The 12,084-nt window shown below is 69.0% G+C and carries 10 protein-coding genes and 1 pseudogene; 8 read left to right on the top strand and 3 right to left on the bottom strand.

Annotated features, from left to right (window positions below):
• The 3 genes from ON31_RS19675 to ON31_RS19665 all read left to right on the top strand — a co-directional run.
• Positions 1 to 1,459 (top strand): alpha/beta hydrolase (locus tag ON31_RS19675; RefSeq protein ID WP_051037500.1); only part of this gene is annotated, 1,459 nt, incomplete at its 5' end.
• A 230-nt stretch (positions 1,460 to 1,689) separates the two neighbouring features.
• Complete coding sequence (locus tag ON31_RS19670) at positions 1,690 to 2,250, top strand: hypothetical protein (protein ID WP_039815664.1); 561 nt, start codon at positions 1,690 to 1,692, stop codon at positions 2,248 to 2,250.
• A gap of 67 nt (positions 2,251 to 2,317) precedes the next feature.
• Entirely contained in the window at positions 2,318 to 2,782 is a 465-nt protein-coding gene (locus ON31_RS19665; protein WP_039815662.1) for a DUF2231 domain-containing protein, read from the top strand.
• Positions 2,783 to 2,869: 87 nt separating this feature from the next.
• On the opposite strand, the gene lexA is transcribed toward ON31_RS19665, so the two are convergent.
• Positions 2,870 to 3,592, bottom strand: a complete 723-nt coding sequence (lexA, locus tag ON31_RS19660; protein WP_039815678.1) for a transcriptional repressor LexA — start codon at positions 3,590 to 3,592, stop codon at positions 2,870 to 2,872.
• A 269-nt stretch (positions 3,593 to 3,861) separates the two neighbouring features.
• Here lexA and ON31_RS19655 point away from each other — a divergent pair, with 269 nt between their 5' ends.
• From ON31_RS19655 to nrdR, 3 genes are all read left to right on the top strand, one after another.
• A complete protein-coding gene (locus ON31_RS19655) occupies positions 3,862 to 4,317 on the top strand; it encodes a hypothetical protein (protein WP_115061561.1) in 456 nt (151 codons plus the stop codon).
• Between the two features lie 189 nt (positions 4,318 to 4,506).
• Complete coding sequence (locus ON31_RS19650) at positions 4,507 to 5,745, top strand: hypothetical protein (protein WP_306306423.1); 1,239 nt, start codon at positions 4,507 to 4,509, stop codon at positions 5,743 to 5,745.
• A gap of 85 nt (positions 5,746 to 5,830) precedes the next feature.
• Positions 5,831 to 6,307, top strand: a complete 477-nt coding sequence (nrdR, locus tag ON31_RS19645) for a transcriptional regulator NrdR (protein ID WP_039815659.1) — start codon at positions 5,831 to 5,833, stop codon at positions 6,305 to 6,307.
• Positions 6,308 to 6,373: 66 nt separating this feature from the next.
• Here nrdR and hrpA read toward each other — a convergent pair whose 3' ends face one another.
• A complete protein-coding gene (gene hrpA, locus ON31_RS19640) occupies positions 6,374 to 10,375 on the bottom strand; it encodes an ATP-dependent RNA helicase HrpA (protein WP_039815657.1) in 4,002 nt (1,333 codons plus the stop codon).
• 138 nt (positions 10,376 to 10,513) lie between these two features.
• Between hrpA and ON31_RS38065 the strand changes: the two genes are divergently transcribed.
• Positions 10,514 to 11,191, top strand: a complete 678-nt coding sequence (locus ON31_RS38065) for a Pr6Pr family membrane protein (protein WP_255222178.1) — start codon at positions 10,514 to 10,516, stop codon at positions 11,189 to 11,191.
• 26 nt (positions 11,192 to 11,217) lie between these two features.
• On the opposite strand, the pseudogene ON31_RS38060 reads toward ON31_RS38065, so the two are convergent.
• Positions 11,218 to 11,718: pseudogene (locus tag ON31_RS38060) on the bottom strand (HAD family hydrolase); the annotation flags it as partial.
• Positions 11,719 to 11,808: 90 nt separating this feature from the next.
• On the opposite strand from ON31_RS38060, the gene ON31_RS19625 reads away from it, so the two are divergent.
• The gene (locus ON31_RS19625) at positions 11,809 to 12,084 is read left to right on the top strand and encodes a hypothetical protein (RefSeq protein ID WP_039815675.1); all 276 of its coding nucleotides are present in this window, start codon (positions 11,809 to 11,811) and stop codon (positions 12,082 to 12,084) included.

Here is a 12,084-nt window from a genome sequence, read left to right as displayed (position 1 = left end):
CGTACTCGATATCGCCGACGCCTGCGCGGACGCCGGGAATCTCGTGGAGATCCGCGCCACGGTACTCGGCCTCGAGGACGACGCCCACGCTCACGGCTGCGTGGTCGCCGACGACGGTACGGTCACCGCACCCGTGGCGGACACGGGCAATCCCGCCCTGGATCTCGCACTCCAGGCATGTCTCGACACCAAGGCCGCGGCACTCCAGGCGCGGCTGGTGCCGCTGTTGGCGGCCGCCGACGGGCTGGACCGTGAGGTGGCGGCCCGACTCGACGACGCCCGTGCCCAACTGCTCGCCCTGGCGGCGAATCCCCAGGGCGCACGGCCGGATTCGCGGGTCATCGACATCCTGGACGGCGCCGCGTTGTTCCCCGAGGACCCGTATGCCGTGCATGAGCTGTGGGAATCCCTCACGCCCGCCGATCGCGACGCGCTCGTCGCCTACGACCCGGCCATCGGGAATCGCGACGGCATTCCGGCGGTGGCGCGGGACTTCTACAACCGGCGGTATCTGGCGCGGCTGGAGTCGGCCGCCCACGCCGAACTCGCCTACCTCGACGGGCTGCATCCGGACTGGGTGGCCGGGCGGAACCCGCCCAGTACACCGGCGGAGTGGATACGTCTGCGGGAGTGGGACGCCGCCCGGCAGGAGGCGCACACCCGGCTGGCCGACTATCGGGTGGTTCGTCGGCAGCTCGACGGTGGCGATGACCCGCCCCGCTATCTGCTGGCGGTCGACGACAGCGGGCGGGGCGCGATCGCCCTCGGCAATCCGGACGCCGCCCGCAATATCGCGACCTTCCTCCCCGGCACCGGCGCGCGGCTGGGCACCATCGGCGCGGGCGTCGACCGCTCGCGTGCGCTGCTGGACGCGGCCACACGCGCGAATCCGGCCGAGCGCAGCGCGGTGATCACCTGGTACGGCTACCACGCGCCGCCCGACCTGATGGCCGCGCTGCGCCCCGACTACGCCACCGCCGCCGCTCCCGCGCTCGACCGCTTCCTGGACGGTCTGCGCGCCACCCACTCCGGCCCGCCCGCGCACACCACACTCGTAGGCCACAGTTACGGCAGTACCGTGATCGGTGTCGCGGCCACCGGAGGACGGTCGCTCGCGGCCGATAGTGTGATTTTCGTCGGCAGTCCGGGGGTGCGGACCGATCATGTCACCGAGCTCCGGCTCGACGGCGTGCCGCCCGCGGACAACCCCCGGCACATCTTCGCCACCGCGGCCGCCGCCGATCCGGTCGCCGTCTTCGGTTCCGTGGCGCACGGTATCAGTCCGATCGAACGGGCGTTCGGCGCAACGGTTTTCGAGTCCGCGCCGGGCACCCGGCTGCAACTGCCGTTCCTCGCGGTGTTCCCGGGAGAGCCGTGGGCGCACCACGGTTACTGGGATGCGGGCAATCCCGGATTGGTCACCCAGGGCGAGATCGTCGGCGGTGCGTACCCCCGATGACCATGGGTTAAACGTCTACCGACGGATCGCCGCGAGTGTTATTCGTACGATTGACCATGTTATGGTGCGTGTGATCCGGGGCACATCGCCCGCAACGGGCAGAACGCCGCGGGTCGCGATGAGGGAAATTGGAAGGTTCGACGATGTTGGTTACCGCTGGCGAGATTCCGGCGCAAGCGGATTCGTGTGGTGCTGAGCGCGTCGACGTGAACGGTTCGGCGAGGACGTAGATGCGCAGCGACAGCATTCGACGCAAGTTCAAGCTCCACGAGGATCAGCGGCGCGCGAGTGAACTACCCCGGCTCCTGGAGGGGCTGGAGGTCCTCGGTTTCGTGCGCGCCGACGAGCTGCCCCAGCAGCTGCTGGACACCCTCGCCGATTTCGGCACCGCCAACCCGGCGCCGAACCAGCGCATCTACGCCGGGACCGCCAAGCCCCGCGTCGACGAGTGGCATGGGGAACTGCTGCGCCGCGCGGGCATCGGTGAACGGTTCTTCCTGCGCACCGGGCTCGAGTACTTCCCCTGGGCGGACTGCCGGGTGACCGACGGACGCTGGCTCGACGCCGTGCGCTCCGTGCTCGGCCCCGGTCTCGCGTTCATCGCCCACGACCGTCATTCGGCGGCGCTCACCGTTCCGGTGCGATACGAACTGCTCGGCTATCTGACCGTGCCGCTGGTCGGCCCGACCGACGCCCAACCCGCCGAACCGGCCGAGGACAACGAGGCGACCGTCCTCATGTCCCGGATCGAGCCCGCCGAGACCGCACGGACGGAAGTCGCGGGCGGCTGACACCCGAACCGTGGCGCGCCGGGATACGTTGTTCCCGGTATCCGCGCGACGGAACGGAGGCGCTGCCATGACGACCCTCGACGGACTGCCCGCGCACGTCCTACTGGTGCACGCACTGGTGGTGCTGGTGCCGCTCACCGCGGCGCTGCTCATCCTCTGCGCACTGTGGGTGGCCGCGCGCCGGCGACTCGTGTGGCCGACCGCGGTCCTGGCGGTGGTGGTGGTCGCGCTGACACCGCTCACCATCGACGCGGGCGAGTGGCTGTACACCAGAGTGGGCAGCACGCCGGCCATCGACGAGCACGTCGAGCTCGGCCGCGCCACCCTCTACTACGTGATCCCGCTGCTGGTGGTGGCGCTCCTGCTGCTGTTCTGGCACTGGCGCGAGGAGCGCGGCGCGACCATCGGCCGTCCCGTGGTGAGTGTCCTCATCGTGCTCGCGATCGTCGCCGGGGTCGCGGCGAGTGCGCAGATCTACCGCGTCGGTGAGAGCGGCTCGCGCGCGGTGTGGGGCGGTATCACGGCGACGTAGCGGCGAAGGATCGTCGAGACGAAAAACCGCCGTGGCCCGGCGCCCGGTCTGCGGGGCGGGCGCCCGGCCACGGCGGGTTCGGCACGGTCAGATCTTGCGGATCACCGTGACAACCTTGCCGAGAATCTGTGCGTCATTGCCCGGGATGGGCTCGAACAGCGGGTTGTGCGGCATCAGCCACACCTGGGAGCCGGTGCGCTTGAAGGTCTTGACCGTGGCCTCGCCGTCGATCATGGCGGCCACGATATCGCCGTTGTCGGCCACGTTCTGCTGGCGCACGACCACCCAGTCGCCGTCGCAGATGGCGGCGTCGACCATGGACTGGCCGACCACCTTCAACAGGAACAGCGAACCCTCGCCGACCAACTCGCGCGGCAGCGGGAAGACATCCTCCACCGCCTGCTCGGCCAGGATCGGACCACCGGCGGCGATCCGGCCCAGCACGGGCACGTAGGTCGGGATGGGCTGATCGCCGGAATCGCCGGGTTCCGCGCCGACCGGACGCAGCTGGGTCACGCCGGTGGCGCGCACGGCCGTCTCGTCCAGGCCCCGGACATCCACGGCGCGTGGCCGATTGGGATCGCGCCGCAGGTAGCCCTTGCGCTCCAGGGCGCGCAACTGATGGGCGACCGAGGAGGTGGAGGTGAGACCGACGGCGTCGCCGATCTCGCGGATGCTCGGCGGATAGCCGCGGTCGCTCACCGAGGTGCGGATGACCTCCAGCACCTTGCGCTGCCGGACGGTGAGATCCGCCCCGGTGCCGGACGCTTCGGTGCTGTCGTCGCCGACCGGTTCGTTGTCACCGTCCACGCCGCCGTGTTCGCTCACCGCCGTCGTCCTCCGTTCCCTGCTGTGTCTCACCGGAATGCTGCTGCACCGGAATTGTGGGTAGCTACCCGGAATTCGTGCTTCGACTGTAGTCCGAGGGCCGCGCTGGATCAAACATCTGTTCGACGCATGTCGCGGAAATACTGGAATCTGTCGGTGGGGCGTGGTAGAAATTCGAACATCAGTTCTTCGAACACATGATCGAACATGTTCGGCACATCCACCATAAGCCCACTTCGGAGGTTTGTTCGATGCGCACTGTGGTCAGCGAATTCGACACCCTGGGAAGCGATCTCGGCTTCGACACCATCCCGCGCGCCATCCGCGCCAGCTTCGCGCCCGCGCGTGTCGTGGATGCCGCGTCGCGCCCGGTCGCGGAACGGCGGCCATGTCGGAATCGGCCACGCCCCGGTGTCGTGTCCTACGGCCGGGCGCGGATGCGTCGCGACCATGTCGTGATGCGCATCGAACCCGAGGCGATGCGCCGCCGCCGCTCGTTCAGTCGGGTGCAGCGTGCACAGGCCGGGCTCGCGGCACTGGCCATCGCGGCGCTGGTGAGCGCCATGGCGGTGGCGGGTCTGATCGCGCTGGCACAGCTGCGTGCCGGTGAGTTCGGCTCGCAGACCGTGCCCGCCGAGATCATGCCCGCCGAGATCATGTCCAGCGAGATCGCGCCCGCCCAGGTGCCGCCCGCTGTTCCGCGCTAGGCGTTCGGCTTCCGCGGCGACTGGGGAAGGTCGCCGCGGGAGTTGGGTCGAATGGGCCACGGGGTATGGCCGGAATTGTTGATCGCAAACTGAAACGTGTTGCTACGTTCCTCGGGGATGTGACCGAGGCAACAGGGGAATGTGCGATCGATGAGCGGACGTAGTAGGGGAAATCGGCGGACCGGGGCCGTGGTTCGACTGCTGGGCATGGCGAGCTGCCTGGCACTGGGCATGGTCGCGGTACCGGCCACACTCGTCACGGCACCGGCGGCCCATGCCGACTCGGCCTATGCCGCCTACCTGGACCTGCCGCCGGTGAACGGCGACGGGGCCGGTGGTGGCGGGCTGCATCCGGCGTTGCCGCTGGACCCGGAGTCGCTGCGCCTGGCACTCGACGAGGTCCGCGCGGCGGGTGTGGCACCGCGCCGCTATGCCACGCTGCTGCATCAGTACTGGCTCACGGTCGCCACCCGCCATGCCGATATCGACCTGGCGGCCTGGGACCCCACCCTCGGCGTTGACGCCAATACCCGCACCTTCACCCAGGTGTATGTGAACTATCTGCGGCTCAACAACGAGCATCCGGACTTCTACTGGGTGGGACTGGCCGGGCTGGCGGGCGGCTCGTTCGCCTCCGGCTTCTTCGATATGAGCGATATGGGCGCGATCGTGAGCGTGCCCGGCGTGCACCAGCTCGGCAATGCCGTGGCCGACCTGCTGCGCGCCACACCGCCGGAGCTGCTCGACATCCTGCCCTCGGATATCCAGCTGCTGGCCAGCGCGGGCGCACGGCTCACCGCCGCGGATCTGACCTGGTATCAGACCCGACTGATGATCATGCAGAAGCACATCTTCATCGACCAGGTGCCGATGCACGAGGCGTACGTGGCCGGTGGCCTGGCCGCGGTGGAGGAGATGTACCGGGCCGGGGTCCTGGACGAGAACGCCATCCTGGCCTGGCGCGGAATCGCGGCCGGCACCCCGGCCGGCCTGGCGGACGCGGCGGTGCGGATGACCGACCGGGAACAGAATCAGATCATCGCCGACCAGTGGGATGTGACCTCCCGGGGGCGGGGTGCCATGGGCCGGGTCATGACCTACGTGAGCACCGTCGCCGGGAAGGCGGCCGTACCCGGCGTGCGCGCCCCCGGCGTCTTCGCGCCCACCACCCTCACCGCCGAGGCGGGCGGGCGCACCATCTCACTGCGCACGCCGCTGCCCGATTTCAATTGGGCCGATCGGGACACGCGCTGGCACTACATCGTCAACGATCTGCTGCCCAGCTATCTGGCCATGGTCGCCGATCCCGCGGTCGCGAGACCGGTTCTGGCCGAACCCTTCCCGGCCAAGCTGGCGAACGGCCGCCTCCTGGTCAGATTGCCGGATCTGCTCGCCGACGTGACCTCGCAGTGGCAGCTGACGGCCTGATGTCAAGACCGGGCGCACGGTAATTGCGTCCCGCCGGGTATCCTCGGGGTTGCTGAGGACCCCAGGCATCGACGAAGGATCCGGAATGCATTGCCCGTACTGTCGTCACCCGGATTCCCGGGTGGTCGACTCGCGTGAGGCCGAGGAAGGCACCGCCATCAGGAGGCGACGTGCCTGCCCGCAGTGTGGGCGGCGGTTCAGCACGGTCGAAACCGCGATTCTCTCGGTGGTGAAGCGCAGCGGCGTGAGCGAGGCGTTCAGCCGCGAAAAGGTGATCCGCGGCGTGCGACGCGCCTGCCAAGGCCGCGAGGTCGACGACGACGCCCTCAACCTGCTCGCCCAGCAGGTGGAGGATGCGGTACGCGCCAAGGGCTCCCCGGAGGTGCCCAGCCACGAGGTCGGCCTCGCCATCCTCGGCCCGCTGCGCGACCTCGACGAGGTCGCCTACCTCCGCTTCGCCTCCGTCTACCGATCCTTCAGCTCCGCAGAGGATTTCGAACGCGAGATCGCCGAACTACGCAAACACCGCGAGGAACAGTCCGTCGGCGCGACCGCGGACTGAGGGCTCGCCGCCCTGCGGCCGAACGGCAACCTTCACTCCTACCGCCGAGTCCCGGCCGCGGCACCCTCACCGTCGCGCGGGAGCCTTCCGCACCGCCTCGATCGCCTTCTCGATCCGCTTGACCGACACCGGATACGGCGTCCCCAACTGCTGCGCGAACAGACTCACCCGCAATTCCTCGATCATCCACCAGATCTCGACCACATCGCGCCCGCCGCGCCGCCCCTCGGGCAGCGCGTCGACCAGCCGATCGTAGGCGGCGTGCACGCGGTCCAGTTCGATCATCCCCTGCCGGTCCCGTCCGGCGGCGGCGGGCAGCGCCTCCAACCGCAGCCGCGCGGCCTCGAGATAGCGGGGCAGCTCGCGCAGCCGCGCGCTGCCCCATTCGGAGATGAATCCGGGGAACACCAGATCGTCGAGCTGATGGCGCACATCCTCGACCGCCTCGCGATCACGGGTGTCGACCAGCGCCGACCGCACCCGGTGCGCCTCGGCCAACACCGGCACCACCAGACGCACGATCCGCGCCACCGCGGTGCCGAACTCCGGTCGCACCCGCTCCACGAGTGCCTGGAACTGCTCGGGACCGCGCACCGGACCACCCGCGGCGGTGATGAGCTCATCGGCGGCGCAGGCGCGGCAGTCCTCCAGCAGCGCATCCAGCGAACCGTACGGATTCTGGCTCAGCGCAAGCCGATCCGCGGGTGGCAGCCCCGCGGTGACCGTACGCGGCGACGTCGGCAGCGCACCGAGCAGCAGGGTGCGCGTACCGACCCGCATGGCCGCGGCCTGTTCGCCCGGTGAACTGAGCACCCGGACCGCCACCCCCTCCGATTCGGCCACCAGGGCCGGATAGCCGGTGATGGTCTGACCCCCCACCTGGCGCTTGACCGAGGTCGGCAGCTCGCCGAGCGATTCCGAGGTCCACACCGTGGCGGGTGCGCGTTCGGCGGCGTTATTGGCCCGCGCCACCGATTTCGACACCTGTTCGGCCAGCCCGTGCTTCAGCTCCGCCAGGCTCTTGCTGCGCGCCACGATCGCCCCGGCCTGGTCGACCGCGGCGAAGGTCATGCGCAGATGATCGGGCAGGCCCGCCGGATCCAGCTGTCCGGGCGCGATGGTGACCGATCCGAGTCGCGACAGTTCCCGCGCCAGCCCGGTGCGCAGTGGTTCGGCGCGCGGCGTGAGCGTCTCCAGCGCCGCGCGCGCGTAGTCCGGTGCCGGAACCACCATGCGCCGCAACTGCTTCGGCAGCGTCTTGATGAGTGCGGTGACCAGTTCCTCGCGCATGCCCGGCACCAGCCAGTCGAAGCCCACCGCGCGCACGTGCGCCAGCTGGGCCACCGGAATGTGCACGGTGACACCGTCATCGGCCTGGCCGGGTTCGAATTGATAGGTGAGCGGGAAGGTCAGCTCACCCTGCCGCCAGCTGTCCGGGTAGGCGGTCGGATCCAGCAGTGCCGCATCCTCGTTGACGATGGTGGAGGCGGTGAAGTCCAGCAGGTCCGGATTCTTGCGCTGCTCCTTCTTCCACCAGCTGTCGAAATGCCGCACCGACACCACGTCGGCGGGAATCCGCTGGTCGTAGAAGTCGAACAGCACCTGGTCGTCGACCAGGATGTCGCGTCGCCGGGCCCGGTGCTCCAGATCGGCGACATCCTCGAGCAGATCCCGATTGCGTTGGAAGAAGGCGTGTCTGGTCTGCCACTCGCCCTGCACCAGGGCATGCCGGATGAACAGCTCGCGGGACAGCTGCTGGTCGATGCGCCCGAAGTCCACCCGCCGCTGCGTCACCAGCGGCACCCCGTAGAGCGTGACGCGCTCGTAGGCCATGGCCGCGCCACGCTTGGACGACCAATGCGGTTCGGAGTAGGTGCGTTTGACCAGGTCCCCGGCCAGGCGCTCGGCCCATTCCGGTTCGATCCGCGCGGCCATGCGGCCCCACAGCCGGGAGGTCTCCACCAGTTCGGCGGCCATCACCCAGCGCGGCGGCTTCTTGGCCAGCGACGAGCCCGGAAAAATCATGAACTTGGCATTGCGGGCACCCAGGAACTCCCGCGATTCCGCTTCGCGCACACCGAGATGCGAGAGCATGCCGGACAGCAGCGCCTGGTGGATCGAGGTGGTATCCCACGGCAGGGCATCGTCGCCGAGCACCGATCGCTCGCTGCGCTCCTCGACCGTCCAGCCGAGCCCACGGGTGATGGTGCGCAGCTGCCCGTGTAGGTCCTGCCACTCCCGAATGCGCAGGTAATGCAGGAACTCGTCGCGGCACAGCCGCCGGAACTGGTTGGACGACAGTGCTTTCCGCTGATCCGAGAGGTAGTCCCAGAGGCGTAGGTAGGCCAGGAAGTCCGAACCCTCCACGGTGAACCGCGCATGTTTGGTGTCGGCCGCCTGCTGATGCTCCACCGGCCGTTCGCGCACATCCTGAATCGACAGCGCCGCGACGATGCGCAGCACCTCGGGCAGGGTGCCGTTGCGGTGCGCCTCCACCAGCATGCGCGCCATGCGCGGATCGACCGGCAGCTGTGACATATCGCGGCCGACCGGGGTCAGTACCAGTCCGGCGTCCGCAATGCCGGGCCGCGCGGCCGATTCGGACTCGGAGCGGCGGCCGAGCGCGCCCAACTCCTCGAGCAGCGCGATGCCGTCACGGATGGCGCGGCTGTCGGGTGCCTCCACGAACGGGAAGCTCTCGATATCCCCGAGTCCCAGCGCCGTCATCTGGAGAATGACCGCGGCCAGATTGGTGCGCAGGATCTCCGGTTCGGTGAAGGTGGGGCGCGAGTCGAAATCGTCCTCGGAGTACAGGCGGATCGCGATGCCGTCCGCCACGCGGCCGCAGCGGCCCGAGCGCTGCCGCGCCGACGCCTGGGAGATCGGCTCGATGGGCAGTCGCTGCACCTTGGTGCGCATGGAGTACCGCGAGATGCGTGCGGTGCCCGGGTCGATGACGTAGCGGATACCGGGCACGGTGAGCGAGGTCTCGGCCACATTGGTGGCCAGCACCACGCGGCGGCCGGTATGCGGCGCGAACACCTTGTGCTGTTCGGCCGCCGACAGCCGCGCGTACAGCGGCAGGATCTCGGTGCGCGGCAGCTTCAGATCGCGCAACGAGTCGGCGGTGTCCCGGATTTCGCGTTCCCCGGACAGGAAGACCAGGATGTCGCCGTCGCCTTCGCGTTGCAGCTCCCGGACGGCGTCGGCGATGGCGTCGGTGGGATCGCGGTCCACGATCTCGGTGTCCTCGTCATCGGGATCGTCCGAGGTGAGCGGAATCTCCAGCGACAGTGGGCGATAGCGGATCTCCACCGGATACGAGCGCCCCGACACCTCGACGATCGGTGCGGGCGTACCCGTCTCGTCCGCGAAATGTCTCGCGAACAGCTCCGGGTCGATGGTGGCCGAGGTGATGACGATCTTGAGGTCGGGTCGCTTGGGCAGCAGCTGTTTCAGGTAGCCGAGCAGGAAGTCGATATTGAGGCTGCGTTCGTGCGCCTCGTCGATGATGATGGTGTCGTAGCGGCGCAGCAGCCGGTCGCGCTGGATCTCGGCCAGCAGAATGCCGTCGGTCATGAGTTTGACCAGCGTGCGATCCGACGCCTGATCGGTGAAGCGGACCGTGTAACCCACCACGTCGCCCAGTTCGGTATCGAGTTCGGACGCGATGCGCTCGGCCACCGTCCGTGCGGCCAGTCGCCGCGGCTGGGTGTGGCCGATGGTGCCGCGAATGCCGCGACCCAGCTCCAGGCAGATCTTCGGCAGCTGGGTGGTCTTACCCGAGCCGGTCTCACCGGCCACGATCACGACCTGGTTCTCGGCGATGGCCTTCGCGATATCGTCGCGTCGCGCCGAGACCGGCAGCTGCTCCGGATAGCGGATGGTCGGCACCGCGGCGCGGCGGGCGGCGACGCGCTGGGCGGCGGCGTCGATATCGGCTTCGAGTTGGCTGAGATCGCCGCCGCGGACCTTGTCGAGCCGCCGACGCAAACGGTGTTCGTCGCGGATCGAGAGATCGGCCAGGCGGGAACGAAGCTCGCGGAAGGTGGCGGCGGTCCTGGTCATTGCGTCAACCAGCGTAGCGAAGCCTTTGCCCGGTTTGCGCGGCGGCGGTGGGTCGGCGGCCGGTCAGGGCTAGCGGGAAGGTTGCCACACCCGCCGAATGTCGCTGTTCCGCACCCGTGCTGTGGGACGATCGTACCCATGGTGACCAGTTCAGCGACACCGCTCTGGATTCGCTCGGCGCGGATCGCGTTCGGTGTGCTCGGTGTGGTGGCGCTGCTGTGGATTCCGCTGCGCAATCTCGATGTGGAGACCTTCTCCACCGCCAACTACTTCAGCTACTTCACCATCGAATCCAATGTGCTGGGCGTCGTCGTGCTGCTGGTCGGCGGCGTGCTGGATCCGAGGTCGCGGCGGTGGCAGCTGGTGCGCGGCGCGACGACGCTGTACCTGGTGATCACCGGCGTGGTGTACGCGGTGCTGCTGGCCGACATCGATGTCATGCTGACCGACCGGTGGATCAACGACGTCCTGCACCGGGTGCTGCCGATCGTGCTGCTGGTCGACTGGCTGCTGGTGCCCGCGGGGTTGATCGCGGGTCTGCGCCTGGTCGGGCTGTGGCTGATCTATCCCGTGGTCTACGGCGCGTACACGCTGGTGCGGGGGCCGATCGTGGACTGGTACCCGTACCCGTTCATCGACCCGCGCGGCCAGGGCTATGTGTCGATGGCGCTCGGGCTGGTGGTGCTGGTCGTGGTGTTCGCGCTGCTGGCCGTCGCGGTGTCGGCGCTGGGCGGGCTGCTGGGCGGCTGGATCGGATTGTCGCGCAACCAGGACGGGAAGGCCGTCAGCTCCGACAGCACCGCGTCCGCTCCGTAGTCCCGCAGCACCGCGGCGCTGTATCCGCCCGTCGCCACGGTCAGGCTGAACGCTCCGGCGGCCCGTGCCGCGTCGACATCGCCCGGATGATCACCCACATACAGCCCCGCACCGTGCTCCCGCAGCGCGATCCCCTTCTCCGCGGCCCACAGCCCACCCCGCACCACATCCACCGGCAACCCCAGGAACTCCACCGTCGCCACCGTGTCCCGATGATTCTTGGCCGACACCACCATGGTCCGCCCACCCCTGGCACGCACTGCCTCGATGGCATCCCATGCCCCCGGCATGGTCACACTCGCCGGCACCGCGATCGCCGGATACAACTCCCGATACCGCGCCACCATGGCATCGACCTCCCCGGCCGGAAACCAGTTCGCCAACTCCACCGCCAACGGCGGCCCCAACCGCGAGGTCACCAACTCCACATCGATAGCCACGCCCGTCTCGGCCGCCAACCGCTCGTACACGGCCCCGATCCCCGCCCGCGTATCCGCCAGGGTCATATCGAGGTCGAAGCCCACCATCATGGCCATCAGGCTAGACGCAACGAATCTGTGCCCGAAATCGGGCAGGAAATTCCACCATCGGCGCGTGGGGTGGCTAGGGTGGTCGCCGTGCCTGCTACCGAAGCTCCGCCGCGTGATCTGGTTCGGCATGTCGCCGGGTCCACCGGGCTGCCGTTGGCGGTGGCGGCCCGGGTGGTCGCCGATGTGGTCGCCTATTTCGGGGAGACGACCGAGGAGTATGTGCGGCGGCGGCATGCGGAGTTGCGTGGGCGTGGGCGCAAGAACGCGGAGATCTGGGTGGAGTTGGCCGAGGAACTGGCCAACCGGCCGGTTCGGGCGGGGGAGCTGACCGAACGGCAGCTGCGCCGCATCGTGTACGGCTGA

It is taken from the genome of Nocardia otitidiscaviarum NBRC 14405, assembly GCF_000308635.1.
In the GTDB taxonomy this organism is placed as follows: Bacteria; Actinomycetota; Actinomycetes; order Mycobacteriales; family Mycobacteriaceae; genus Nocardia; species Nocardia otitidiscaviarum.
The sequence above is the reverse complement of the archived record's forward strand: the minus strand, read 5'-3'. Positions and strand labels throughout refer to the sequence as shown.